Here is a 24,944-nt window from a genome sequence, read left to right as displayed (position 1 = left end):
ATATGAATAATCTTAAACAGCACAAAAAATTAAAAATGAGAAAAATTACTATAGAAGAAATGAGAAAAGAACAAAAAAAAATAAAAGATATAGCAGAATATATACTTAAACAGAAATTAAAAAAAAATAAATCAAAGTAGTTAAAAAGCGAGGGCCTACATATAGTTAACCTCGCTTTTTATATATAAAAAATAAAATACGACAACGAATTTTTGCATATTTTTTATATATAATTTAGTATAATTAACTTAATAAGGGGATTATTTAGGGGGAGATAAAATGATAAGAAACAACATAAATTCATCAAACATATTTTCTTTGGGTTATGACCATGAAAATAAACTGTTGGAAATTGAATTTGACTCTGGAGAAATATATAGACATTCAAACGTACCTGAAAGTGTATATGAAAAAATGCTAGATTCTGAATTTATAGGATATTATATAAATTATAATGTTAGAAATAATTATCCGTGTATAAAGTTAAAGTAACATATAAATAAAGTAAAAGGAAGAATTGAAATTGTATTTGAAGCAAATGTTAAGGATACTAACAACAAAAAACTGCTGGTAATGAATTTACCAGCAGTTTTTTGTTTAGTGAATACTTGTATATGGGTTGTCCCATTTATTCAGACATATGTGATCATTTATGGTATCTTCGTTATGTTCACTATCATCGAAATCAGAATATTCTCCCATTGGACTCATAGCAATAACCTTATATTTATCTGGAATACAAAGTGCTTTCTTTATTTTATCTTCATCAAGTGATGCTATCCAACATGTACCATATCCTTCATTTGTACATGCAAGAACTAAGTGTTCCATGGCTATACCGCTATCAACTAAATATAAATCTTTATTGTCGATAGATCCAGAACTAGAAGGATCAGCAACTACAACTGCAACAAGGGGAGCTTGTGTAATTGAATTAGAAGCACTATCAACATTATTCATAACCGCCATTGATAATTCTTGCTTTTGGGTTTTATTATCTACTAGTATGAACTTGAAGCACTTGTTATCTTTCCATGAAGGGGACATTATAGTTGCTGTTAAAATTCTATCTAATTTATCTTTTTCTATAGGGGTATTTTTAAAGTTTTTGATGCTTTTTCTTTCATTTATTACATCATAAAATTGCATGAAACCACACTCCTTTTTATTATTATTAGCATTAATAAGACTAAAAATGCTTAACTTATTATAAAATAATAAATTGGAACAAAATGAAAAAAATTACAAAAATAAAAAATTAACTATCAGAATTTGTCGAAATGTGTTATTATATTATTTATACAAAATTTGTATACAAAAAGAGAAGTGTAATTTATCTTATTAGAAAAATTATTGAGGAGGGTTTTGAAATGTCAGCAGATATAAGTATACTTATATCTTTTGGAGTTTATTTAGTTGGTATGCTAGCGATAGGACTTATATTCTACAAAAGAACTGAAAATTTATCGGATTATGTTTTAGGAGGACGAGGTTTAAATAGTTGGGTAACAGCGCTTAGTTCTCAAGCGTCTGATATGAGTGGATGGCTACTTATGGGATTACCAGGGTATGCGTACTTATCAGGGTTTGAGTCGATTTGGATTGCTATAGGCTTGGCTGTAGGAACATATATAAATTGGAGATTTATAGCTAAAAGATTGAGACAATATACTGAAGTAGCAGGTGATGCTATAACATTGTCAGTTTACTTTGAAAATAGATTTAGAGATAAAAGTAAAATTCTCAGAACTGTTTCAGCTATATTTATATTAATATTTTTTATATTATATACATCATCGGGACTTGTAGCTGGTGGAAAATTATTCAATACAGTGTTTGGTATGCCTTATATATCCGCCCTTACTATAGGGACTATTGTTGTTATATCTTATACATTCCTCGGGGGATTTATGGCTGTTAGTTGGACGGATTTTTTTCAAGGGATGTTAATGTTTTTTGCTATACTTGCGGTTCCAATTGCAGGTATTGTTAAATTGGGAGGAACACAGATTACTCTTGATGCTATAAAAAACTTAAATTCTGAGTTTTTGAATCCATTCACTACTATGGATGGAAACACAATTGGAGTTATATCTGTAATTTCACTGTTAGCGTGGGGACTTGGATATTTTGGACAACCCCATATATTAGCAAGATTTATGGCTATAACTTCTCCTGAAAAAATAAAAGAAGCAAGAAGAATAGCTATGGTATGGGTTGCAATAAGTTTATGTGCAGCTGTTGTTGTAGGTATGGTAGGCAGAGTGTATCTTACTCAATATCTTCAAGGTCCAAAGTCAGAAACTATATTTATATTAATGGTTAATTCTATTTTTCCAGCAGCATTTGCAGGAATATTTTTAGCTGCTATTCTAGCTGCTATTATGAGTACTGCGGATTCACAACTTTTAGTTGCAGCATCTGCATTTACTGAAGATATATATAAAGCATTAATAAAAAAAGATGCGACAGAGAAGGAATTAGTTTGTGTCAGCAGAATAACGGTTATCGGTATAGCTATAATATCATATATATTAGCACTTAACCCTAATAGTTCTGTTCTTGAGTTGGTAGCTTATGCTTGGGCAGGCTTTGGAGCTGCATTTGGACCTGTTGTTATAATGTCGTTATTCTGGAAAAGGATGACTGCTAAAGGTGCATCAGCAGGTATGTTGGCAGGAGGAATTACTGTTTTAATATGGAAACATATACAAGGCGGAATTTTTGACGTATATGAGATAGTACCTGGATTTATATTAGCTACAATAGCTATAATTATATTTAGTTTGATGGATAATGAGCCGTCTAAAGAAATAATAGATGAATTTAATAAGGTAGAAAATATGTCTTAATTAAATCAAAAATATAAATGAATTAGTATATAGAAAAACAGCTTTCCAAATGGAAAGCTGTTTTTTGTATACTAAGGAATTAATAGAGTGAAATTTTTAATCTATAGGGAATTACAAAATTTTCAATCTGTGAATAATGTTGATTAAATGACTAAATTTGAAATTGTTTTGAACAACAGAGACAGTTAGGGATCGTTGGCGATATGAGTAAGTGTGTAGCGACTAGACGAATTTTTTATTTAGAATCATATTAGAGTATATGGATAATCATTATAGGTGTTATAGTGAAATGAAGATATGATTATGAAAAAAACTTCATATAATGTTGCAATACTGCTATTAGAACGGGCATTAAATTCATTAACAATAAAAAATTTCATAAATATAAAAAAATTATAGAAAAAATAACAAACTTGTAGTATAATCGAATTATGAACAGGAAAATTATACATATTAATTTAAAAAATAGGAGATGATTAGATGTTTAAAACTAATGAATACTTTGATGGAAATGTAAAATCTATTGCATTTGAAACTAACGAAGGCCCAGCAACTATTGGGGTTATGGCAGTAGGAAAATATGAGTTTTCAACTTCTAAAAAAGAATTTATGACTGTAACAAGTGGAAAAATGCTAGTTAAACTTCCTAGTAGTGATGAAGTAAAAGAATTTAATAAAAATGAAACTTTTATAGTAGAAGCTAATAAAAAATTCAATGTAGAGGTAAATGAAGAAACTGCATATATATGTTTTTATAAGTAAAAGACTGCAAGCAAGTTCATATTAAATTATGTTTTATATGAACTTGATCTTCACTTGTGAAGGGGGGATGATTTGATTGAAGAAAGGTAAAATAATAAATATTCAAAAATACTGTGTTCATGACGGACCTGGTATTAGAACAACTGTATTTTTTAAAGGATGTCCACTTACTTGTATTTGGTGTCATAATCCTGAAAGTCAAAGATATAATAGTGAAATAATGTATAATGAAGAAAAATGCAGTAAATGTGGAGAGTGTGAAAAAAGATGCCCACATGATTGCATAAAAATGAATGAAGATAAAGTTATAAATGATTATAGTATTTGTAGTCATTGTGAAAATTGTATTGATTTTTGTGTTAACAATGCTAGAGAGTTAGTAGGGAAAGAATATAGTGTAAATGAACTTATGAAAGAAATAGAAAAAGACAAGGTATTTTATGAGGAATCTAGTGGAGGAGTTACTTTTTCTGGTGGAGAGGTAATGAGTCAAATAGATTTTGTTGAGGAAATAGTTAAGAAATGTAGTAGAAAAGGAATACATGTAGCTATTGATACTTGTGGATATGCTCCGCTTGAAAGTTACGAAAGAATTATGGAGTATGTAGATCTTTTTTTATACGATATTAAGTTAATGAATTCACAAAAACATGAAAAATATGTAGGAAAGCCGAATAAACTTATATTGGATAATTTAGTTATGTTGTCTGAACGAGGGGCTAATATAAATCTTAGAATACCGTTAATACAAGGTATTAACTGTGATGATGAAAATATTGAGAATATGCTTGAATTTATAAAAGATCTAAATATAAGTAGTATAAATTTATTACCTTATCATGAAATAGGTAAAGATAAATATAAAAGATTAAATATGAACTATAAAGATGAATTAATGTCTAAACCATCTGATGATAGATTAGAAAAAATCAAAAATATGTTTGAAAAATATAATTTTAAACTTAAAATAGGGGGTTAATTCAATGAAAAGAGGTATGAATGAAAGAGTAAAAAAACTTAGAGAACAAAGTATGAGTGTTGAGCCACATATTTCGATAGAAAGAGCAACATTAATGACTGAAGCTTATAAAAAGTATTCTGGTACTGAAGCTGTTCCCGTTGTTAGAGCTTTGGCTTTCAAGTATTTTATGGAAAATAGAACACTTTGTATAAATGAAGATGAATTAATAGTAGGTGAAAAAGGAGAAGGTCCTCAATCATCTCCGACTTTTCCAGAACTTTGTTGCCATACATTAGAAGATTTCACAGTTATGGATGCTAGAGAAAAAATATCTTTTAAGGTGAATGAAGAAGCTAGAAAAATTCAAGAAGAAAAAATTATTCCGTACTGGGAGAACCGTTCTATAAGAAAAATGATATATGATCATATGACTCGTGATTGGTTAGATTGTTATGAAAACGGAATATTTACTGAATTTATGGAACAAAGAGGACCAGGTCATACGGTTGCAGATGGAAAAATGTATAAAAAAGGATTCTTAGATTTTAAGAAAGATATAGAAGAATCTTTATCTAAGATAGATTATATGAATGATAAAGAAGCATATGAAAAAGAAAATCAGCTTAAAGCTATGAGTATTTGCTGTGATGCTATAATGATTTATGGAAAACGTTATTCTGAATATGCAAAAGAGTTGGCAAGTAAAGAGACTGATGAGAATAGAAAAAGAGATCTTCTTACAATTGCTGAGAATTGTGCAGTTGTTCCAGCTCATGCTCCTAAAACATTCCATCAAGCTATTCAAATGTACTGGTTTGTTCATATTGGAGTTACTACAGAATTAAATATATGGGATGCATTCAGTCCAGGAAGACTTGATCAACATTTAAATCCTTTTTATGAAAAGGAAGTTGAAGAAGGTAGTTTAACTGCTGATAATGCCAAGGAATTATTAGAGTGTTTATGGGTTAAATTTAATAATCAACCAGCTCCTCCAAAAGTAGGTATAACACTAAAAGAAAGTGGAACTTATACTGATTTTGCTAATATAAATACTGGTGGTGTTACATCTGAAGGACATGATGGTATAAATGAAGTGAGTTATTTAATATTAGATACTATGGATGAAATGAAGCTTTTACAACCTAGTTCTAATGTTCAAATAAGCAAAAAAACTCCTCACAGATTTTTAAAAAGAGCTTGTGAAATATCTAGAAAAGGATGGGGTCAACCCGCTTTTTATAATACAGATGCTATAATACAAGAGTTACTTAATGCTGGAAAAAGCATAGAAGATGCTAGAGAAGGTGGTACTAGTGGTTGTGTTGAAACTGGGGCGTATGGAAAAGAAGCTTATATTCTAACTGGTTATATGAATTTACCTAAGATACTAGAGCTAACTCTTAATGATGGATATGATAAAATATCTGGTAAACAATTAGGTATAAAAACGGGAAAAGCTGAAGATTTCAAAAGTTATGAAGAATTATTTGAAGCATTTAAAAAGCAATTACATCATTTTGTAGAAATAAAGATTAGAGGAAACAATGTAATAGAGAGTATTTATGCTAAAAATATGCCATCTCCATTCTTATCTATAGTAGTTAGTGATTGTATTAAGGAGGCTAAAGACTATAATGCTGGAGGTGCTAGATATAATACGAATTATATTCAAGGTGTAGGTATAGGAACTATAACTGATTGTTTATCTTCTATAAAATATAATGTATATGATAAAAAGAAATTTAGTATGAACGAGTTAATGGAAGCTCTAGACAATAATTTTGAAGGTCATGAACAAATCCATAATATTGTTTTAAATAAAACTCCTAAATATGGAAATGACGACGATTATGCAGATGAATTAATGTTAGATGCATTTAATACATTCCATAATGAAGTTACAGATAGAAAGAATATGAAGGGTGGATACTATAGAATAAATATGCTTCCTACTACATGCCATGTTTATTTTGGAGAAGTAATGGGTGCTAGTGCTAATGGAAGATTAGCTAATAAGCCTTTATCAGAAGGTATATCTCCTGCTAAAGGAGCAGATAGAAATGGACCAACATCTGTGGTTAAATCAGCAGCTAAGATGGATCATTTAAGAACAGGTGGAACTTTATTAAATCAAAAATTCACACCATCAGTTGTTGCTGGAGAGGAAGGTCTTGAGAATATGGCTGCATTAGTTAAGTCTTATTTTGTTATGGATGGACATCATATTCAGTTTAACGTAGTAGATAGACAATTATTAATAAATGCTCAAAATAATCCAGAAGAATATAAGGATTTAATAGTTAGGGTTGCAGGATATAGTGACCATTTCCACAACTTAAGCAAATCATTACAAGATGAAATAATAGAGAGAACAGAACAAGCTTTTAATTAAATAAAGTGAAACTTAATTAAGATTGAGTTTTTACTTTAATTGAATTTTTAGATGCGTAAGTGACCTGTGGGTAAACTAATCCAGAAGCTGTAGAGTTCTTATCTCCATCTTTAAGAAAATGGATACTTAGAACTCTTAGCTTTCGGATAAAAATAATATAAGACATAATATAAAAGGGAGAGATAGACAAATGATTAAAGCGCTTTTAGGTATTTTAGGAGTATTTGGAGCATGGTTTATTTTTATATTTTTTAAAGATTTCATGAAAAACAAGAATGATTTGGAGAATAATTCATGGACAAAACTTATTTCAATTGGTTTTATAACTGATTTTTTTGATACTCTAGGAATTGGAGCATTTGCTCCAACAACTGCATTGCTAAGAGGGTTTAAACAAACTAATGATAGAACTCTCCCAGGAACATTAAATGTTTCTCATACAACGTCTGTTATAACTGAGGCATTCATATTTATGACAGTTATAGAAGTGGATGCTGTTACATTAGTCAGTATGCTTGCAGCTGCAACAGTTGGAGCTTGGGTAGGAGCTGCTGTTATTTCTAGATTTTCTGAAAAGAAAATTCAGTTTACAATGTCGTTTGCTTTATTTATAACAGGATTTCTTATGCTTGCAGGTAAGATGGGATGGATGCCTGGTGGTGGAGAAGCTATTGGGTTAACAGGAATGAAATTAATTATAGGCATAATCGGAAACTTTATATTAGGGGCATTAATGACTGCTGGTATAGGTTTGTATGCTCCTTGTATGGCTTTAGTATATTTACTTGGAATGTCTGCAAAGGTAGCATTCCCTATAATGATGGGGTCTTGTGCGTTTTTAATGCCAGTTGCATCAACTAAGTTTGTTAAAGAAGGGGCTTATGATAGAAAAGCTTCTATGGGAATTACAATTGGTGGTGTAATAGGAGTTATAATTGCAGCATATATAGTAAAATCATTACCAATGGAGACTTTAAAATGGTTAGTAATGGGAGTTATTTTCTATACTTGTGTAAGTATGTTTATGACTGCGTCTAAAAATACAGAAACTAAGGATAGAAAATCAGCATAGATTAAAATTTTAGGAGGTTCAAGATGAATAAAGTAATAGGCTTTATAGGTTGTGGAAATATGGGAAGAGCAATGATTGGTGGAGTAGTTAAATCTGGGTTATTAAAATCTGAAAATGTAATTGTTGCTGATGGATATAAGGGTAGTTTAGATATTGCTTCAAGTGAATATGGAGTTAAGACTACAATGGATAATAAAGAAGTAGCAAAAATTTCAGATATTATAGTGTTATCGGTAAAGCCAAATGTATATAATTCTGTAATTGATGATATAAAGGATTTTGTTAAAGAAGATGTTGTTATAGTTAGTATAGCAGCTGGAAAAACTATTAAAGATGTAGAAGATGCATTTGGAAAAGATATAAAAATGGTTAGAACTATGCCTAATACACCAGCACTTGTAGGTGAGGGTATGACAGGTATATGTCCTAATAAAAATATATCAAAAGAAGAGGTTGAAGAAGTAGTTAATATATTCAAGAGCTTTGGAAAAATAGAGATTATAGATGAAAAGCTGATGGAGGTAGTTATATCAACTAGCGGATCTTCTCCTGCATATGTATTTATGTTTATTGAGGCTATGGCAGATGCTGCTGTAGCAGATGGTATGCCTAGAGACAAAGCTTACAAAATGTCAGCTCAAGCAGTTTTAGGATCTGCAAAAATGGTTCTTGAAACTGGAAAACATCCTGGAGAGCTTAAAGATATGGTATGTTCACCTGGAGGTACTACTATAGAAGCAGTTGCTACTTTAGAAGAGTATGGATTTAGAACTGCTGTTATAAAAGGTATGAGAGAATGTACTAAAAAAGCTAAAAATATGTAATCAAAAATACCAGTCTTTTGACTGGTATTTTTTAATTAACAATGGAAACTTTCTATATTTCTTATATCTGTTCCAAAATAACGCCATCTTCCTCTCATCCATCGGTATCCTGCTATAGATGTTGGACCTACGAATAAGATCCAAGTCCAAAAACTTCGTCCATTTTCAAGCCATATATAAGTGAATTTATATTTACAAAATCTTATAGCACCAGGGTCTACTGCTTTTAAACTAGGACCTTTACTTGATTGTTTAGGAGTATATGAAGGTGGAGGACCAGGTGGTTGCTGATGATTGTTATAAAAAAACATTTAATTCCCTCCTTTCTGATATTAACTTATGATGTACATAGGTGGATTGATACAAAGATTATTTATATAATTATTTTAGCAAATGAAGGGGATTATATGAAACAAGAAATGGATTTTAAGATGATACTAGAGTGTTTGTATGAGTTGTAGTCTATTTTGCAAAAATAAAAATGGACTAATTTAATAGCCCATTTTCATTTATTTACTTTTTCTTATATTTTTTAGGTAGTGGTCTACTTGTATTTTGGCTTACAGAACCTGTTTGTTTTGGATGTTGAGAATTAGGTATATTCAATTCATCAGCAAATTCTAATCTATCATTGCATGATTTGTTTTTAGTATTTTTATACATTATGTTACCTCCTAAGTTTCACTTTATATTAATTTACCCAATAAAATCGGATTATATATTTGAAATTTTTTGATTTTTTGTATAAAAAAGAGATATTCACTTTGAAAATTAATTTTTAAAGTGAATATCTCTTTTTTATTTTTCATATAATGCTTTTATCTTTTAATTTGATATTTATATATTTCTCAAGTTGTATCTTTATAATAGCCATAGCAGGAACTCCTAAAAACATACCAGAAATACCAAATAGCCCTCCACCTAGTATAACAGCAACTATAATCCATAATGGATTAAGACCTACTTTATCTCCCAATATTTTAGGTCCAAGATAAAGACCATCAAATTGCTGAAGTAATAATATAAATAAAGCTACCCAAATAGCTTGTATGGGATTATTTATTAAAGTAATAAGTATAGCAGGAACAGCCCCTATAAATGGACCGAAGTAAGGAATCATATTAGATACACATATTATTATGCTTATTAAAAGTGCATAAGGAACTTTAAGCATTAATAGACCTACAAAACATATAATACCTATTATCAAAGAATCTATAGATTTTCCTATTATATATTGAGAAAAGATTTTATTTACTATCTTAAAAAAATCTATAACCTTATCTGATTTGAATTTTCCTAGAATTGCATATAAAAGTCTTTTAATACTATGTATAAGATTTTCTTTGTCTTTTAATAGATAAATAGAAATTATTACTCCGATTATAGCATTAAATAAATTAGAAGTAATATTAATAGCTTGAGTTACTAAATTACTAGATGTAATATTTAAAAAACCTAATACTTCATTTATTATCTCCTTTAAATTTTCTTTTAAAAAAGGATTGCTGTATTCAAGTAATTTAGATTTTATAATGTTTTTATTTATCCATTGCTGAGCTGTTGTCATATATCCAGGAAGATCTTTGGATAAATCATTTATACTATCAATTATTTTAGGAGATAGTATAGTAATGGTAAAATTCAGAATACTTATTAATAAAAAGTAAATCAACATTATACTAAAAGATCTTCTCATATTAAATCTTCTTTCAAAATAAGTCATTATGGGGTTGAGAAGATATGCAATACAAACAGCCCAAATGAAAGGATTTATTAAAGCTAACACGGATTCGAATTTTTGGATAAAAAATTCTGGGTTATTTACAAATTTGAACAAAATAAATGATATTAGTAGTAAAAAAATTATATGTTTAGTTCTATATCTTGAAACCATGATAAACCTCCTACGAAATAACTTTGACATTTGAAATATATGATATAAGAGGTATTTTAACATTATATCAAGGCTTTCACAATATAAATTGATTAAAATCTATAGAAAAAAAACATATATAACTATATAATAAAAAAGTCATATTTTATTAACAAACAAGAAAAGGAGAATTGCTATGCGATTAAATAAATACATGGCACTATGCGGAGTGGCATCGAGAAGAAAATCTGATGAATTGATAAAAAATAAAAAAGTAAAAATTAACGGAAAAATAGTAGAAGAACTGGGTATGAATGTTGATGAAAATCAAGATACGGTAGAAGTTGATGGAAAAATAATAAATTTAGAGCAAAAAAATCTATACATACTGATAAATAAGCCAGAAGGATATGTTACAACTGTAAAAGATCAGTTTAATAGGAAAACAGTATTAGACTTGGTTAAAGATGTTCACGAAAGAATATATCCTATTGGAAGGCTTGATTATGAAACATCTGGACTTTTAATACTAACCAATGATGGAGATCTTACATATAGATTAACTCATCCTAAGCACGAAGTTGTTAAAACTTACTTAGCAAGACTTAAATTAGTACCTGATAAAATAAAAATAAAACAATTTGAATCTGGATTAAAAATAGACGATTATATAACTGCACCAGCAGAATTCAAAATTATAAAAAAAGAGGAAAAACAAAGTATGTGTGAAATTAAAATACATGAAGGTAAAAATAGACAAGTAAGAAAAATGTGTAAAGCCATAGGGCATCCTGTTTTATCTTTAAAAAGAATAGCTATAGGAAATATACAACTTGGAAATCTTAAAGTAGGAGAATATAGAAACTTAACTCAAAAGGAAATAAATTATTTAAAATCTTTATAATTAGAGGTGGAAATAATGATAAGCATTTGTAAAATGTATGAAAAAAGTGAAATTAGAATTAAAAGTATTCTAGATGAAGAGAATGTAGATTACAGCAAAATAAAACAGAATATATTGTGTGCATATGAAAATGAAAAACTTTTAGGATTTGCAGGGTATGAAATTAAAAATAATATAGCTTTTTTAAGTACAATCAATATATTTGATAAGACATTAGAGATGGTTTTAAAAGATGGGCTTATAAAATCTTTATTAAATATGGCGGATCTTAATGGAATAAATATATTTATGGTTAAAAAATATGATCAAATAAATTTTTATAGAAATATAGGTTTTAAGGAATTAGATAATAGAGATTTTTTATTAGGTATAGATATAAATAAAAATGAATATTTATATTTAAAACTTGCAGACTTTTTTAAAAACCCTTGCAAGAGTAATAAAAAAGGGTAGGAGGAAAAAATTGAGATCTAAATATTTAACTAATGTAACTGATTTTACAAAATTAATAAATAAAGACATAATCAAGGAAGGCTGCGTAGTAATAGATGCTACTGTTGGTAACGGATATGATACACAATATTTAGCTGAAAAGGTAGGAAATACTGGTAAAGTTTATGGTTTTGATATACAAAAAGAAGCTATAGAAAATACTAAAAAAAGATTGGAAAAAGAAAAATTATTCAATAATGTTACATTGATATTAGATGGGCATGAAAATATGGATAAATACATAAATGAAAAAGTAGATTCTATATTTTTCAATTTAGGATACTTACCTAAATTAGATCACAATATAAAAACTAAAGCAGATACAACTATTGAAGCATTAAAAAAATCGCTTAATCTTTTGAAAAAAAATGGAATACTGAGTATTTGTATATATTTAGGACACGATGGTGGTATAGAAGAAAAAGAAGCGATAGAAGATTTATTGTTTAACTTAGAACAAAAAAAATTTGATGTATTAAAATGCAGTTTTAAAAACCAAAAAAATAATCCTCCGCAACTTATATTGGTGGAGAAAAAATTTGATTAGAAAATAACTCTTGTATTAAGGGTTATTTTTTTTGTTAAAAAATATCAGATAAAACCATGTAAAATATTGGAATATGCACGTTTGGAATTTTTAGAATAAAGAAAGAATAATTTCAAAATGAAGGACAAAAGACTAAAAATGAAATTTAAATTGCAAAATATCGAAAAATTTGATAATATGAAATTAATAAAAATTCTAAAATGCATTGGGGGTAAAAAAATGCCAGGGGATGATAAACAAATAATTATAAAATACGATTGGTGCAAGGGATGCGGAATATGCGTAGAGTTTTGTCCTAAAAAAATTTTGCATATAATCGATGATAAGGTTAGTATAACTCAAGAAAATAAATGTATAAAATGTGGATTATGTGAGATGAGATGTCCTGATTATGCGATATATTTAGAAGAAGTCGAATTTAAGGGGGATAAACCATATGCATAATAATATAAAATTCCTTCAAGGTAATGAAGCCTGTGTACAGGGAGCTATATATGCTGGTATGAAATTTTTTGCAGGATATCCAATAACTCCTTCGACTGAAATAGCAGAATTATCAGCTACAATACTTCCAAAAATTGGAGGTAAATTTATACAAATGGAAGATGAAATAGCGAGTATGGCAGCTGTTATTGGTGGATCATTAGGTGGATTAAAATCAATGACAGCAACAAGTGGTCCTGGATTTTCATTAAAACAAGAAAACATAGGGTACGCGTGCATTACAGAAATACCATGTGTAATAGTAAATGTACAAAGAGGTGGGCCTAGTACTGGACTTCCAACTTGTCCATCACAAGGAGATGTAATGCAGGCAAGATGGGGAACTCATGGAGATCATCCCATAATAGCGTTATCACCAACTAGTGTTAGTGAAACGTTTGAACTAACTGTAAAAGCATTTAATTTTTCAGAAAAATACAGAACTCCTGTAATATTGTTAATGGATGAAGTTATAGCACATATGAGAGAAAAAGTAATAGTTCCAAATGAAGGAGAAATGCTTGTAATAGATAGAAAAAAACCTCAAGTAGAAGCTGATGAGTATAAAGCATATGAATATACTGAAGATTTAGTTCCTGCAATGGCTAATTTTGGAGACGGGTATAGGTATAATGTAACAGGACTTGTACATGATGAAACAGGATTTCCTGTTAATAGCACCCATGAAGCTGAAAGATTACTAAACAGACTAATGGGCAAAATAAACTCAAATCTAGATGATATATTAATATATGAAGAATATCTAATTGAAGATTCTGATATATTATTTGTGACATTTGGCTGCATGGCAAGATCTACTAAAGAAGCGGTTAATAATCTGAGAAATGAAGGTATAAAAGCAGGTATGTTTGTTTTGAAAACAATATGGCCATTCCCAGAAGAAAAGATAAAACAAATAAGCAAAGATAAAAATATGATATTTGTTCCAGAGATGAATTTAGGTCAAATAAGACAAGAGGTAGAGAGAATAGTTAAAACTGATTGTAATATTTATGGTATTAATAAAGCAAATGGAGAAATTATAACTCCTGAGCACATAAATGATTACGTAAAGGGGGTATTGGGAAAATGCCTAGCAAAATAATAAAAAATAATTTTAGAGTAGATAGACTTCCACATATTTGGTGTCCAGGATGTGGGCATGGAATATTAATGAGAGCTATAGCAGTTGCTATAGAAGAATTAAACTTAGATAAAGATAAAATATGTATAGTATCTGGAATAGGATGTTCATCAAGAGCAGCAGGATATATGGATTTTAATACTTTACATACAACACATGGAAGAGCAATCGCATTTGCAACTGGTCTTAAAGTTGCAAACCCTGATTTGAAAGTTATAGTTATATCTGGAGATGGGGATGCAAGTGCTATTGGTGGAAATCATTTGATACATGCATGCAGAAGAAACATAGATATAACCACTATTATATTCAATAATAATATATACGGAATGACAGGTGGACAATATTCTCCTACAACTCCAAATAAAGAAAAAGGTACTACAGCACCTTATGGAAATATAGATAAAGCATTTGATATTTGCCAACTAGCATCAGGTGCAGGAGCTACTTATGTAGCTAGATCTACTGTATATCATGTTAATAAAATGATTGAATATGTTAAAAAAGGCATAAATCATAAAGGATTTTCTTTAGTAGAGGGGGTAAGCGTTTGTCCTACTTATTACGGAAGAAAAAATAAAAAAGGTAGTGCAGTTGATTTAATAAAAGAAATGAAAGATAAATTTATTGATATATCAGTTAAAGATAAGTTAAATAAAGATGATATAGAAAATAAGGTGTTTATGGGAGAATTTAAAGATATTCAGGAACCTGAATATGTAGAAGAATATTTTAAAATTATAGATATGTTTAAAAAGGAGATGTCTGTGTGAAAAAGGAATTGAGACTAACCGGATCTGGAGGGCAAGGATTGATACTTGCTGGTATAATATTAGCTGAAAGTGTTATAAAAAATGGATTTAATGCAGTTCAAAGTCAATCATATGGACCAGAGGCTAGAGGAGGTGCTAGTAAATCAGAGGTTATAATAAGTGATAGAGATATAAATTATCCAAAAGTTAATATCCCAGATTTACTTTTATGCCTAACACAAAAATCTTTTGATAAATATGCAAAAAATATAAAGAAAAAATCAATATTGCTAGTTGATTCTTGCGTGAATATAGGCGATAATATAGATACTGACTTTTGTTATAAGATACCTATTATAGATACAGCAAAAGAAAAAATAGGAAAGCAAATGGTTTCAAATATAGTTGCATTAGGAGCTATTAAAGAACTTATTGAGGATATCAAAGACGAAAGTTTAAAACAAGCAATATTGGCAAGAGTACCTCAAGGAAGTGAAAGTTTAAATATAAAGGCTTTTAATGAAGGGAAAATGTTGATAAAAAATATATCAAATAGGAGTTAAATTTTATATGGAAGAAACTAAAGATTTAATTGTCATTATAAAAGAACAGTTTCCAAAATTAAGTAAAGGACAAAAACTTATTGCTCAGTTTATACTTGCAAATTATGACAAAGCAGCTTTTATGACTGCTGGTAAATTAGGTGAAAAAGTAGGTGTAAGTGAGTCGACTGTAGTTAGATTTGCTAATGCATTAGGATTTGATGGATATCCTAAACTTCAAAAATCACTACAAGAGCTTATAAAGACAAAGCTTACTACTGTTCAAAGAGTTGAAATGTCTAAAGAGTATTCCAATGATTGGACTATCCTTAAAAAAGTATTAAAAGCTGATATAGAAAATATAAAAACAACTATAGAAGAACTAGATGAGGAAAGTTTTCAAAAAGGGATAAATAAAATATTAAAAGCAAAGAAAATATATATAGTAGGTCTTAGAAGTTCTACCGCTGTAGCTGAATATTTAGGTTTTTATTTAAATATAATTCTAGATAACGTAAATATAGTAAGTTATGGAATAAGCGATGTATTTGAGCAAATTCTTAAAGTTACAGAGGATGATTTGGTAATAGCTATAAGTTTTCCAAGATATTCAAAAAGAACATTTGAACTAGCAAATTATGCAAAAAAACAAGGAGCTAGCATAATAGCGTTAACAGACAGTGTACTTGCACCTGTTGCATCTATATGTGAAGAAATTATTCCGGTTAAGAGTAATATGGCATCGTTTGTCGATTCTTTAGTTGCCCCTTTAAGTGTTGCAAATGCAATAATAGTTGCCATAGGTATGAGAAAAAAAGAAGAAATAAAAGAGTATTTTGATAAATTAGAAACTATATGGAAAGAATACCATGTCTATGATGAGAAATAGGAAATTTTCCTATTTCTTTTTATAATGAATAGGAAATTATATTCTTATTTAAATTATAGATAAGTATAAATTCCGTTACGAATTTCAAAAAAGTCTACCTTTAAAATCTTCAAAGGAAGACTTTTTTATTTTGAGCAATTTTATCATAAAATATTTAGTTGAAATTACAATGTACAATAGGAGGATATGTATGAATAGATTTTTTATAGTAAGGCATGGAGAAACGTTTTGGAATATAGATGGGAGAACTCAAGGTCATGGAGATTCGAAACTAACTGAAAATGGGATTAAACAGGCTCAAAGACTTGCTAAAAAGCTTTCTGAATACGATATAGATTATATATACAGTAGTGACCTTGGTAGAACGGTTCAAACCTCTGAGCTGATTTCTAATACTTTGAATAAGAAGGTAGAATATAAAGAAAATCTTAGAGAAATAAATTTTGGAGAGTGGGAAGGTCTTACTATAGAAGAAATAAAAAGAGATTACTCTGATGTTTATACTGTCTGGAGAAATGAACCTCATAATGCTTTAATACCTAAAGCTGAAAATTTATACAAGTTAAAGGAAAGGCTGCTAGCTTGTATAAATGAAATAAATGAAAAACATGAAAATTCTAATATAGTATTAGTATCACATGGAATGTCTATAAAAGTATTATTATTAAGCTTACTAGAAAGTGAATTATCAAATATATATAGGATTAAACAGCATAATACGGCTTTAAATATAGTAGAATTTAGAAACTATGGACCGGTAATAATAAAGACTAATGATACAAGTCACTTGGAAGGTGAAAAATATGAGTAAAGTTATTGTAATTGGTGGTGGACCAGCTGGAATGATGTCAGCCATAGCAGCTGCTAAAAATAATGAAGTAATATTGATAGAAAAAAATAAAGAACTAGGTAAAAAATTGAAAATAACAGGTGGTGGAAGGTGTAATATAACTAATATAAGAGATATAGAAGATTTTTTGGGAAAAATAATTAAAAATCCTAAATTTTTATATAGTAGCTTGTATACTTTTACTAATCTAGACCTTTTAGAATTTTTTAAAAATCGTGGTATTGAATTTAAAACAGAAGAAGATTACAAGGTTTATCCTGAAAAAGACAAGTCTGATATAATAATAAAGGCTTTACAGGATGAGTTGAATGAAGTTGGAGTAAAGATAATCTATGAAAAAACGCTTATGGATATTATTGTTGAAAATGAAGAAATTAAGGGTGTGATTTTGGACGATGATTATACTATAAAAGCTGACAAAGTAATAATTGCTACAGGTGGACATTCTTATCCTAAGACCGGATCTGATGGTAAAATTCATAGTATACTTAAAAAACATGGAGAAAATATAACTAAAATATATCCTGCTTTAGTACCACTTGTGTTTAACGAAGATTGGATAAAAAATTTGCAGGGAATTTCGTTGAAAAATGTAAAAGTATCTACAAAATACTTTAAAAATAAAAAGATAAGTATTGAGGGTGATATTTTATTTGCTCACTTTGGATTAACTGGACCTGTTATACTTAACTTATCTTCTTATATTAATAAATATTTACAAGATGGAAATATTGAATTGAACTTTGATTTTGTTCCAACTATTACAAAAGATGAAGTACGTAAAGTTATAAGAAAGAATAGTAATAAAAGTATATATAATAACTTAAAAGAAATTCTTCCGGTTAATTTTACAAAACATTTATTAGAATATTTAAATATTGATAAAAAGCCAAATAATTTAACAAAAGAAGAAGAAAATAAGATAGTAGATAGTATAAAAGAGTTGAAACTAAATTGTAGTGGAACAAAAAGTATAAATGAATCTATAGTTACTTCGGGAGGAATAAGTGTTAAATCTATTGATTCGTCTACTATGGAATCTAAGACTATAAAAAATCTTTATTATGCTGGAGAAGTTATCGATATAGAAGGTTTAACTGGAGGATATAATCTTCAAATTGCCTTTTCGACGGGTTATCTAGCTGGTATAAGTGTATAAAATTTGATATAATATTGATTTGCGATGGTGATAAAATGAAGACATTAGCTATAAGAGGCGCTACTACTGTAGATAAAAATGAAAAAATGTGTATATTGAATGAAACAAAAATATTAATACAAAAAATAATAGATATGAATAATTTACAACAAGACGATATAATTAGTATTATATTTACTATGACAAGGGATTTAGATGAAGTATACGCTTCGGTTGCTGTAAGAGAATTACTGAATCTTAATGATATACCTCTTTTGAATTTTGAAGAAAAGTATATAAAAAATAGTTTAGACAAATGTATAAGAGTATTGATGCATGTGAATACAGATATAGAAAAAGATAAAATAGTTCATATTTATTTAAATGAGGCAAAAAAATTAAGAGCAGATTTAAGTAGAAGGAGTGAATCAAATGAATAATATAGTTATAGCTATAGATGGACCAGCAGGGGCAGGAAAAAGCACCATTGCAAAAATAGTATCAAATAAACTTGATATAAACTATATAGACACAGGAGCAATGTATAGAGCTATTACGTACAAAGCTATAAGAGATGGAATAGATGTTGATGATGAGAATGCTTTAATAGAAATGGCTAAAAAAACACAAATAGACTTTAAAGATAATAATATATATCTAGATAATGAAATTGTAAATGAAGAAATAAGAACTTTAAGTGTAAGTGGGAATGTTTCAAAAGTTGCACAAATAAAAGAAATAAGAGAGATAATGGTGGAACTACAAAGAAAAATGGGTAAAAGATACTCTGTAATAATGGATGGTAGAGATATTGGAAGTTATGTATTTAAAGATGCAAATCTTAAGTTTTATTTAACAGCTGGTATAAATGAAAGAGCAAGAAGAAGGTATAAGGAATTAAAAGAAAAAGGACATAATATAAATTTAGATGATATAGTTAATGATATTAAAAATAGAGATGAAATAGACTCAAAAAGATCTTTTGCTCCACTTATTAAAGCAGATGATGCTGTAGAAATAGATACTACAAGTAAAAACATAGAAGAAGTAGTTTCTGATATAATGGAATATATGAAATAGGAGGAGATGTATTTGGGATTATACGAGGTATGTTCAGGTATATTTATTCCAATTATAAGTATGTTTTATAAAATAGAGGTAATCGGTAAAGAAAGAGTTCCTATGGATGAGCCTCTGATATTTGCGTCAAATCACAAAAATAATTTAGATCCTATGTTAATTGGCTCATTAATGCCAAGAAAAGTTTCTTATATGGCAAAAAAAGAACTGTTCAAAAACAAAATAGTGGGAAGTTTTTTGAAAAATGTAAATGTTTTTCCTGTTGATAGAAGTAAAACAGATATATCAACTATAAAGACCGCTCTTAAAATATTGAAATCAAATGGAGCTTTGGGTATATTTCCGCAAGGTACTAGAATGAAACAAGAAAATTTAGGCAAGGCAAAAGCAGGAACAAGTATGTTGTCAATTAGAGGGAAAGCTAGAGTTTGTCCTGTGTCTATAATAACTACGTATAAATTGTTTAGTAAAATCACTATATATATAGGTGATCCTATAAGTTTTGACTCATATTACGGACAAAAATTGAATTCAAAAGAGTATGAAGATTTAAGCCAACAGGTTTTAGATATTATAGGTGAAAATATCAAAAAACATGTAGATTAAGGGGGGAGGCACTTGAAGTTTAAGGTTGCTGATTATGCAGGGTTTTGTTTTGGAGTACAACGAGCTATGGATATGGCTTGGGAAGAACTAGAAACTATGAATAAGAATGAAGTTTATTCACTAGGTCCGCTTATACATAATAAACAAGCTGTAAAGGTATACGAAGATAAAGGGTTAAAGGTTGTAGATAACTTGGATAAAGTTAATCAAAAATCCAAGGTTATAATAAGATCTCATGGAGTATCAAAAGATATATATAGCAGTGCTGTAGATAAGAACCTTAAAGTTATAGATGCTACTTGCCCTTTTGTAAAAAAAATACAAGATATAGCTAATGAATACTATGATAAAGGCTATAAAATTATAATTGTAGGAGATAAATTTCATCCAGAAGTTGTAGGAATAAATGGATGGTGTGATAATGAGGCTATAATTATAAAAAATATAGAGGATTTAAGTGGAATTCCTAGAAATTATAAGAAGTATTGTGTAGTTGCTCAGACTACTATAAATCTGAATATGTACCAAGAAATAAGTAAAAAATTAAAAAATATTTTAGAAGATGTTATTGTACACAATACTATTTGTTTGGCAACTAGAGATAGACAAAAATCAGCAAGTGAACTTTCAAAAGAAGTGGATTGTATGATTGTAATTGGAGGTAAACATAGTTCAAATACTCAGAAATTGGTCAAAATATGTGAAGAAAATGTTGAAACATACCATATAGAGACTGTGGATGATTTGGATGCCAATAATATTAATACATATTCTTGTGTTGGTATAACGGCAGGAGCATCAACTCCTAGTTGGATAATCGAAGATGTAATAAAATTTATAAAAAATATTTGATTAAAATAAATGCAAGGGAGAGATGAATACATGAGCAATGAAATGGAACAGCTACTTAAAGAAGAAGATTCATTTAAAACTATAAAGGTAGGGCAAAATGTAGAAGGTAAGGTTATTTTAGAAAAATACGACGAATACTATATTGATTTAAATTATAAAACTGATGGAGTTCTTCCTAAATCAGAGGTTTGTGAGGATGAAGAAATAAAAATTGGAGATATTATCAACGTTAAAGTTATAAAAATGGATAGAAATTCAGGGGATGTCATAGTTTCTAATAAACGAGCTCAAGAAGTAAAAACATGGAGCGAATTAGAAATAGGACAAATTATAGATGTTAAGGTAACTGAAGAATCTAAGAGTGGACTTATAGTAAGTTATAAAGGTATAAGAGGATTTATTCCACTTAGCCATATAAATACTAAGTATATTAAAAATATAGATTTTAAAGAATATAAAGATAAAATTATGAGCTGTGAAATTATAGATGTAGATTCTAGTAAAAAAAGATTCGTTCTTTCAAGAAAAAATCTTTTAATTAAAGAAGAAGAAAAGAAAAAGTTAGATTTTATGGAAAGTGTAAAAAGTGGAGATTTGTTAGAAGGTACAGTTAAAGATATAAAGGATTATGGAGTATTTGTAGATTTAAATGGTTTTGTAGGACTTGTTCATAATTCTGAATTATCTTGGGCTAGAAAGCATGAATGTGAATATAAAATAGGAGATTTAGTTAAGGTTAAGGTTATATCTTTAGATAAAGAAACTCAAAGACTTGCTCTTAGCATAAAGGCATTACAAAAAAGACCTTGGGATGAGTTTGTAGAAAGTTATAATGTGGGAGATATTGTAAATGGTAAGGTAAAAGTAGTTAAAGATTATGGAGTTTTTGTAAAATTAAATGATATAATCGATGGATTTGTACACATATCTAACCTTTCTTATGAATTTGTTAAAAATCCAAAAGATGTAGTTAAAGTAGATCAAGATGTTAAAGTAAAGATAACAAATATTGATAATGAAAATGAGAAGATAGAGCTTACTATGAATGTAAATGAGGAGGATGTAGACATTTAATGAAAGGATATGATCTTTTTAAAGAGAAAATATATAAAAAAACAGGAATAAATCTTTCTTTATATAAAGAAAAGCAGATGAATAGAAGATTAGAGTCTCTAGCTATGCGAAATGGATATAACGATTTTGAGAAGTATTTTGATGCTATAAATAAAAATGTGGATTTGTTCAATGAATTTATAAATTATATGACTATAAATGTATCAGAATTTTATAGGAATTTAGAACAGTGGAGAGTAATGGAAAATACCATAATTCCTGAACTTCTAAGAAAAAATAAAAATTTAAGAATATGGAGTGCTGCTTGTTCTACAGGTGAGGAACCTTATTCTTTAGTTATGTTGCTTAGTAAATTTATGCCTTTAAATAAGATTAATATTATTGCAACTGATCTTGATAAAGAGGCCATGGCAAAGGCTAAATTAGGAGTGTATCAAGAAAAGAGTTTAAGGAATCTACCTAAAGAATTTATAAGTAAGTATTTTGATAAAAAATTAGATAGATTTTTAATAAAGGAAGAAATAAAAAATAGAGTTACATTTAAAAGACATAATTTATTAGAAGATAAGTATGTGGATAATTGTGATCTGATAGTTTGTAGGAATGTAATGATATATTTCACGGAAGAAGCTAAATCTGATATATACTCAAATTTTAGTAAATCATTAAACAGCAATGGTGTTTTATTTGTGGGAAGTACTGAACAAATAATAATGCCAAATAAATATAACTTAAAGCCTATAAAAACATTTTTTTATGGTAAGTCAAACTAAAAGATACTGTTGACTGATTAGTCAACAGTATCTTTTTTTATAAAACGAAATAAGATAAATATTTTCAACTTATGGATAACGTTGCTTGAAAGTACTACAGTATAAACTATTTTGAGCAACGGAGACCGTAGTACTCGTTGGCGACATGAGTCAATACGTAGCATTAGACGAATTTTTTATTGTATCTGCAAATAATAATATGGTATAATATGATATAGTATTAGTACCAGGTATAAAAAGGAGGTATAATTTATGAATATAAATGAAATTAAAGAATTAATTATGGCAATAGATAAAACTAGTATAAATAAATTTGATATAGAAATGAATGATTTAAAATTATCTATACAAAAAGGTGATATTACTACTATAGATAGTGTACCTAATATAAAAGATGAAGCTAAAAAAGAAATAATTACAATTAATAAAGAAGAAATTGTAGAATCTGAAACTGATAATAATACATACATAGTGAATGCACCTATAATGGGAACTTTTTATTCGGCTTCAAGTCCAGAAGATGGTGATTTTGTTAATGTTGGAGATAAAGTTAAAAAGGGAGATACTTTATGTATTCTTGAAGCTATGAAACTTATGAACGAAATAGAGTGCGATGTTGATGGAGAAATTATAGAGGTATTAGTAGAAAATGAAGAATTAGTTGAATACGATCAACCTTTATTTAAGATTAAAGTTAACGGATAATTAAAGGAGGATATTATGATAAAAAAGTTACTTATTGCAAATAGAGGGGAAATAGCTGTTAGAATAATAAGAACATGTAAAGAAATGGGAATAAAGACTGTTGCTATATATTCTCAAGCGGATAAAGAATCTCTGCACAGATATATGGCAGATGAATCTATATGCATAGGTCCTAATAAGATAAGCAAAAGCTACAATAATATAGATAATATAATATATTTGGCTATGAAAATGAAATGTGATGCAATTCATCCAGGGTTTGGATTTTTATCTGAAAACTCTACTTTTGCTAAAAAATGTATAGAAAATAATATTATATTTATAGGTCCAAATTATGAACAAATAGACAAAATGGGTGATAAAGCAACAGCTAGAGAAACTATGATAAAAGCTAAAGTGCCTGTTGTTCCAGGATCAAAAGGGATAATTTTGAATATAAAAGACGCAATTGCTGTATCTAAAGAAATTGGATATCCAGTTCTTGTAAAGGCTTCAAGTGGAGGTGGAGGTAAAGGAATGAGAGTTGCTAATGATGAAGAAGAATTAGTAGCTAATTTTAATATAGCCAAAGCTGAAGCTTTATCTTCATTTGGAAATGACGAGATGTATTTAGAAAAATATATAGAAAATCCTAGACATATAGAAGTACAAGTCTTTGGAGATTCGTTTGGTAATGTAGTTCATTTTGGAGATAGAGATTGTTCTATGCAAAGAAGAAATCAAAAGGTTATAGAAGAATGTCGTTCTCCATATTTAGACGAAAAGACTAGAAATGAATTATACGATGCCGCTGTAAAAGCAACAAAATCTGTAGATTATATAGGTGCTGGAACTGTTGAATTTATAGTTGACAAGGATAGAAATTTCTATTTTATAGAAATGAATACTAGAATACAAGTAGAACATCCTATTACTGAGATGATAACTGGAATTGATTTGATAAAATTACAAATATTAATAGCATCTGGAGAAAAGATTCCTTATTCTCAGAAAAATATAAAGTTTAATGGTCATGCAATAGAATGTAGAATAAATGCTGAAGATGCATTCAATAATTTTAGGCCTTGTCCTGGTAAAATAGAGTCTATTCATGTTCCTGGAGGACTTGGAGTGCGATTTGATAGTTTTGTATATGGTGGATATACTATACCGCCTTTATATGATTCTATGATAGGAAAACTTATATGCTGGGCAAATGATAGAGAAGAATGCATAAATAGAATGAAAAGAGCATTAGATGAATTAATTATTGAAGGATTAGAAACTAATGTAGAATTTCAGAAAAAATTAATGGCGAGTGAAGTTTTTATAAACGATGAACACCATACTAAATTTATAGAAAATGAGTTTATGAATAAATAAAAATATAAC

At 28.7% G+C, this 24,944-nt stretch carries 30 protein-coding genes; 26 read left to right on the top strand and 4 right to left on the bottom strand.

From position 1 onward, the window contains the following. The first annotated feature begins 2 nt into the window (after window positions 1-2). Complete coding sequence (locus tag WJW32_RS14735; protein ID WP_340259713.1) at window positions 3-140, top strand: hypothetical protein; 138 nt, start codon at window positions 3-5, stop codon at window positions 138-140. A 139-nt stretch (window positions 141-279) separates the two neighbouring features. Then, the gene (locus WJW32_RS14730; protein WP_340259711.1) at window positions 280-492 is read left to right on the top strand and encodes a KTSC domain-containing protein; all 213 of its coding nucleotides are present in this window, start codon (window positions 280-282) and stop codon (window positions 490-492) included. 105 nt (window positions 493-597) lie between these two features. Here the strand turns inward: WJW32_RS14730 and WJW32_RS14725 are convergent, their stop codons facing one another. Next, window positions 598-1,149: a nitroreductase family protein gene (locus WJW32_RS14725; protein ID WP_340259709.1), complete on the bottom strand. Its 552-nt coding sequence runs from the start codon at window positions 1,147-1,149 to the stop codon at window positions 598-600. Window positions 1,150-1,370: 221 nt separating this feature from the next. On the opposite strand from WJW32_RS14725, the gene putP reads away from it, so the two are divergent. The 6 genes from putP to proC all read left to right on the top strand — a co-directional run bounded on the left by putP (window position 1,371) and on the right by proC (window position 8,866). Further along, complete coding sequence (gene putP / locus WJW32_RS14720) at window positions 1,371-2,852, top strand: sodium/proline symporter PutP (RefSeq protein ID WP_340259707.1); 1,482 nt, start codon at window positions 1,371-1,373, stop codon at window positions 2,850-2,852. Window positions 2,853-3,332: 480 nt separating this feature from the next. Further along, a complete protein-coding gene (gene ppnP / locus WJW32_RS14715; RefSeq protein WP_340259705.1) occupies window positions 3,333-3,614 on the top strand; it encodes a pyrimidine/purine nucleoside phosphorylase in 282 nt (93 codons plus the stop codon). Between the two features lie 76 nt (window positions 3,615-3,690). Beyond that, complete coding sequence (locus tag WJW32_RS14710; protein WP_340259703.1) at window positions 3,691-4,593, top strand: trans-4-hydroxy-L-proline dehydratase activase; 903 nt, start codon at window positions 3,691-3,693, stop codon at window positions 4,591-4,593. Between the two features lie 4 nt (window positions 4,594-4,597). Beyond that, on the top strand, window positions 4,598-6,970 hold the full coding sequence (gene hypD, locus WJW32_RS14705) for a trans-4-hydroxy-L-proline dehydratase (protein WP_340259701.1): 2,373 nt from the start codon (window positions 4,598-4,600) through the stop codon (window positions 6,968-6,970). A gap of 190 nt (window positions 6,971-7,160) precedes the next feature. Further along, window positions 7,161-8,042: a TSUP family transporter gene (locus tag WJW32_RS14700; RefSeq protein WP_340259699.1), complete on the top strand. Its 882-nt coding sequence runs from the start codon at window positions 7,161-7,163 to the stop codon at window positions 8,040-8,042. 23 nt (window positions 8,043-8,065) lie between these two features. Beyond that, the gene (gene proC, locus WJW32_RS14695) at window positions 8,066-8,866 is read left to right on the top strand and encodes a pyrroline-5-carboxylate reductase (RefSeq protein WP_340259697.1); all 801 of its coding nucleotides are present in this window, start codon (window positions 8,066-8,068) and stop codon (window positions 8,864-8,866) included. 35 nt (window positions 8,867-8,901) lie between these two features. Here proC and WJW32_RS14690 read toward each other — a convergent pair whose 3' ends face one another. The 3 genes from WJW32_RS14690 to WJW32_RS14680 all read right to left on the bottom strand — a co-directional run bounded on the left by WJW32_RS14690 (window position 8,902) and on the right by WJW32_RS14680 (window position 10,763). Continuing rightward, on the bottom strand, window positions 8,902-9,177 hold the full coding sequence (locus tag WJW32_RS14690) for a hypothetical protein (RefSeq protein ID WP_340259695.1): 276 nt from the start codon (window positions 9,175-9,177) through the stop codon (window positions 8,902-8,904). A gap of 202 nt (window positions 9,178-9,379) precedes the next feature. Then, window positions 9,380-9,529 carry a hypothetical protein gene (locus tag WJW32_RS14685; RefSeq protein ID WP_340259693.1) on the bottom strand — a complete coding sequence of 50 codons (150 nt, stop codon included), beginning with the start codon at window positions 9,527-9,529 and terminating at the stop codon, window positions 9,380-9,382. A 142-nt stretch (window positions 9,530-9,671) separates the two neighbouring features. Continuing rightward, complete coding sequence (locus WJW32_RS14680; protein WP_340259692.1) at window positions 9,672-10,763, bottom strand: AI-2E family transporter; 1,092 nt, start codon at window positions 10,761-10,763, stop codon at window positions 9,672-9,674. A gap of 175 nt (window positions 10,764-10,938) precedes the next feature. On the opposite strand from WJW32_RS14680, the gene WJW32_RS14675 reads away from it, so the two are divergent. From WJW32_RS14675 to accC, 18 genes are all read left to right on the top strand, one after another. Then, window positions 10,939-11,646 carry a pseudouridine synthase gene (locus WJW32_RS14675; RefSeq protein ID WP_340259690.1) on the top strand — a complete coding sequence of 236 codons (708 nt, stop codon included), beginning with the start codon at window positions 10,939-10,941 and terminating at the stop codon, window positions 11,644-11,646. 15 nt (window positions 11,647-11,661) lie between these two features. After that, on the top strand, window positions 11,662-12,099 hold the full coding sequence (locus tag WJW32_RS14670; protein WP_340259688.1) for a GNAT family N-acetyltransferase: 438 nt from the start codon (window positions 11,662-11,664) through the stop codon (window positions 12,097-12,099). Window positions 12,100-12,109: 10 nt separating this feature from the next. Continuing rightward, on the top strand, window positions 12,110-12,685 hold the full coding sequence (locus WJW32_RS14665) for a class I SAM-dependent methyltransferase (protein WP_340259686.1): 576 nt from the start codon (window positions 12,110-12,112) through the stop codon (window positions 12,683-12,685). 219 nt (window positions 12,686-12,904) lie between these two features. Further along, complete coding sequence (locus WJW32_RS14660) at window positions 12,905-13,129, top strand: indolepyruvate ferredoxin oxidoreductase subunit alpha (protein WP_340259684.1); 225 nt, start codon at window positions 12,905-12,907, stop codon at window positions 13,127-13,129. Continuing rightward, complete coding sequence (locus tag WJW32_RS14655) at window positions 13,122-14,273, top strand: 2-oxoacid:acceptor oxidoreductase subunit alpha (RefSeq protein ID WP_340259682.1); 1,152 nt, start codon at window positions 13,122-13,124, stop codon at window positions 14,271-14,273. Before WJW32_RS14660 ends, WJW32_RS14655 begins: the two co-directional genes overlap by 8 nt. After that, window positions 14,258-15,085, top strand: coding sequence for a 2-oxoacid:ferredoxin oxidoreductase subunit beta (locus WJW32_RS14650; protein ID WP_340259680.1), 828 nt, complete (start codon window positions 14,258-14,260; stop codon window positions 15,083-15,085). The genes WJW32_RS14655 and WJW32_RS14650 overlap by 16 nt, the downstream gene beginning before the upstream one ends. Further along, entirely contained in the window at window positions 15,082-15,627 is a 546-nt protein-coding gene (locus WJW32_RS14645) for a 2-oxoacid:acceptor oxidoreductase family protein (protein ID WP_340259678.1), read from the top strand. Before WJW32_RS14650 ends, WJW32_RS14645 begins: the two co-directional genes overlap by 4 nt. A gap of 7 nt (window positions 15,628-15,634) precedes the next feature. Then, window positions 15,635-16,495, top strand: a complete 861-nt coding sequence (locus WJW32_RS14640; RefSeq protein ID WP_340259676.1) for a MurR/RpiR family transcriptional regulator — start codon at window positions 15,635-15,637, stop codon at window positions 16,493-16,495. A gap of 190 nt (window positions 16,496-16,685) precedes the next feature. Further along, complete coding sequence (locus tag WJW32_RS14635; RefSeq protein WP_340259674.1) at window positions 16,686-17,306, top strand: histidine phosphatase family protein; 621 nt, start codon at window positions 16,686-16,688, stop codon at window positions 17,304-17,306. After that, window positions 17,299-18,504: a BaiN/RdsA family NAD(P)/FAD-dependent oxidoreductase gene (locus tag WJW32_RS14630; protein ID WP_340259672.1), complete on the top strand. Its 1,206-nt coding sequence runs from the start codon at window positions 17,299-17,301 to the stop codon at window positions 18,502-18,504. Before WJW32_RS14635 ends, WJW32_RS14630 begins: the two co-directional genes overlap by 8 nt. Before the next feature lie 35 nt (window positions 18,505-18,539). Next, the gene (gene aroH, locus WJW32_RS14625) at window positions 18,540-18,923 is read left to right on the top strand and encodes a chorismate mutase (RefSeq protein WP_340259670.1); all 384 of its coding nucleotides are present in this window, start codon (window positions 18,540-18,542) and stop codon (window positions 18,921-18,923) included. Continuing rightward, window positions 18,916-19,563 carry a (d)CMP kinase gene (cmk, locus tag WJW32_RS14620; RefSeq protein ID WP_340259668.1) on the top strand — a complete coding sequence of 216 codons (648 nt, stop codon included), beginning with the start codon at window positions 18,916-18,918 and terminating at the stop codon, window positions 19,561-19,563. Before aroH ends, cmk begins: the two co-directional genes overlap by 8 nt. 12 nt (window positions 19,564-19,575) lie before the next feature. Next, a complete protein-coding gene (locus WJW32_RS14615) occupies window positions 19,576-20,169 on the top strand; it encodes a lysophospholipid acyltransferase family protein (protein ID WP_340259666.1) in 594 nt (197 codons plus the stop codon). A gap of 12 nt (window positions 20,170-20,181) precedes the next feature. Next, window positions 20,182-21,021: a 4-hydroxy-3-methylbut-2-enyl diphosphate reductase gene (locus tag WJW32_RS14610; RefSeq protein WP_340259664.1), complete on the top strand. Its 840-nt coding sequence runs from the start codon at window positions 20,182-20,184 to the stop codon at window positions 21,019-21,021. A 30-nt stretch (window positions 21,022-21,051) separates the two neighbouring features. After that, window positions 21,052-22,095 (top strand): 30S ribosomal protein S1, encoded by a 1,044-nt coding sequence (locus tag WJW32_RS14605; protein ID WP_340259662.1) that lies wholly within the window; start codon window positions 21,052-21,054, stop codon window positions 22,093-22,095. After that, entirely contained in the window at window positions 22,095-22,868 is a 774-nt protein-coding gene (locus WJW32_RS14600) for a CheR family methyltransferase (RefSeq protein WP_340259660.1), read from the top strand. The genes WJW32_RS14605 and WJW32_RS14600 overlap by 1 nt, the downstream gene beginning before the upstream one ends. A gap of 252 nt (window positions 22,869-23,120) precedes the next feature. Beyond that, entirely contained in the window at window positions 23,121-23,573 is a 453-nt protein-coding gene (gene accB / locus WJW32_RS14595; RefSeq protein WP_340259658.1) for an acetyl-CoA carboxylase biotin carboxyl carrier protein, read from the top strand. Window positions 23,574-23,588: 15 nt separating this feature from the next. Further along, the gene (accC, locus tag WJW32_RS14590) at window positions 23,589-24,935 is read left to right on the top strand and encodes an acetyl-CoA carboxylase biotin carboxylase subunit (protein WP_340259656.1); all 1,347 of its coding nucleotides are present in this window, start codon (window positions 23,589-23,591) and stop codon (window positions 24,933-24,935) included. Window positions 24,936-24,944 lie beyond the last annotated feature (9 nt).

The organism is Tepidibacter sp. Z1-5 (assembly GCF_037844525.1).
Classification (GTDB): domain Bacteria; phylum Bacillota; class Clostridia; order Peptostreptococcales; family Peptostreptococcaceae; genus Tepidibacter_A.
The sequence above is the reverse complement of the archived record's forward strand: the minus strand, read 5'-3'. Positions and strand labels throughout refer to the sequence as shown.

Excerpts from the sequence above, each read along its gene's own strand:
- accC (WP_340259656.1), top strand. The coding sequence starts at position 23,589 with ATGATAAAAAAGTTACTTATTGCAAATAGAGGGGAAATAGCTGTTAGA.
- proC (WP_340259697.1), top strand. The coding sequence starts at position 8,066 with ATGAATAAAGTAATAGGCTTTATAGGTTGTGGAAATATGGGAAGAGCA.
- WJW32_RS14700 (WP_340259699.1), top strand. The coding sequence starts at position 7,161 with ATGATTAAAGCGCTTTTAGGTATTTTAGGAGTATTTGGAGCATGGTTT.
- WJW32_RS14675 (WP_340259690.1), top strand. The coding sequence starts at position 10,939 with ATGCGATTAAATAAATACATGGCACTATGCGGAGTGGCATCGAGAAGA.
- accB (WP_340259658.1), top strand. The coding sequence starts at position 23,121 with ATGAATATAAATGAAATTAAAGAATTAATTATGGCAATAGATAAAACT.
- WJW32_RS14605 (WP_340259662.1), top strand. The coding sequence starts at position 21,052 with ATGAGCAATGAAATGGAACAGCTACTTAAAGAAGAAGATTCATTTAAA.
- WJW32_RS14690 (WP_340259695.1), bottom strand. The coding sequence starts at position 9,177 with ATGTTTTTTTATAACAATCATCAGCAACCACCTGGTCCTCCACCTTCA.
- WJW32_RS14725 (WP_340259709.1), bottom strand. The coding sequence starts at position 1,149 with ATGCAATTTTATGATGTAATAAATGAAAGAAAAAGCATCAAAAACTTT.
- WJW32_RS14735 (WP_340259713.1), top strand. The coding sequence starts at position 3 with ATGAATAATCTTAAACAGCACAAAAAATTAAAAATGAGAAAAATTACT.
- putP (WP_340259707.1), top strand. The coding sequence starts at position 1,371 with ATGTCAGCAGATATAAGTATACTTATATCTTTTGGAGTTTATTTAGTT.
- WJW32_RS14730 (WP_340259711.1), top strand. The coding sequence starts at position 280 with ATGATAAGAAACAACATAAATTCATCAAACATATTTTCTTTGGGTTAT.
- ppnP (WP_340259705.1), top strand. The coding sequence starts at position 3,333 with ATGTTTAAAACTAATGAATACTTTGATGGAAATGTAAAATCTATTGCA.
- WJW32_RS14680 (WP_340259692.1), bottom strand. The coding sequence starts at position 10,763 with ATGGTTTCAAGATATAGAACTAAACATATAATTTTTTTACTACTAATA.
- WJW32_RS14650 (WP_340259680.1), top strand. The coding sequence starts at position 14,258 with ATGCCTAGCAAAATAATAAAAAATAATTTTAGAGTAGATAGACTTCCA.
- WJW32_RS14660 (WP_340259684.1), top strand. The coding sequence starts at position 12,905 with ATGCCAGGGGATGATAAACAAATAATTATAAAATACGATTGGTGCAAG.
- WJW32_RS14655 (WP_340259682.1), top strand. The coding sequence starts at position 13,122 with ATGCATAATAATATAAAATTCCTTCAAGGTAATGAAGCCTGTGTACAG.
- WJW32_RS14630 (WP_340259672.1), top strand. The coding sequence starts at position 17,299 with ATGAGTAAAGTTATTGTAATTGGTGGTGGACCAGCTGGAATGATGTCA.
- WJW32_RS14600 (WP_340259660.1), top strand. The coding sequence starts at position 22,095 with ATGAAAGGATATGATCTTTTTAAAGAGAAAATATATAAAAAAACAGGA.
- aroH (WP_340259670.1), top strand. The coding sequence starts at position 18,540 with ATGAAGACATTAGCTATAAGAGGCGCTACTACTGTAGATAAAAATGAA.
- WJW32_RS14685 (WP_340259693.1), bottom strand. The coding sequence starts at position 9,529 with ATGTATAAAAATACTAAAAACAAATCATGCAATGATAGATTAGAATTT.
- hypD (WP_340259701.1), top strand. The coding sequence starts at position 4,598 with ATGAAAAGAGGTATGAATGAAAGAGTAAAAAAACTTAGAGAACAAAGT.
- WJW32_RS14635 (WP_340259674.1), top strand. The coding sequence starts at position 16,686 with ATGAATAGATTTTTTATAGTAAGGCATGGAGAAACGTTTTGGAATATA.
- WJW32_RS14670 (WP_340259688.1), top strand. The coding sequence starts at position 11,662 with ATGATAAGCATTTGTAAAATGTATGAAAAAAGTGAAATTAGAATTAAA.
- WJW32_RS14640 (WP_340259676.1), top strand. The coding sequence starts at position 15,635 with ATGGAAGAAACTAAAGATTTAATTGTCATTATAAAAGAACAGTTTCCA.
- cmk (WP_340259668.1), top strand. The coding sequence starts at position 18,916 with ATGAATAATATAGTTATAGCTATAGATGGACCAGCAGGGGCAGGAAAA.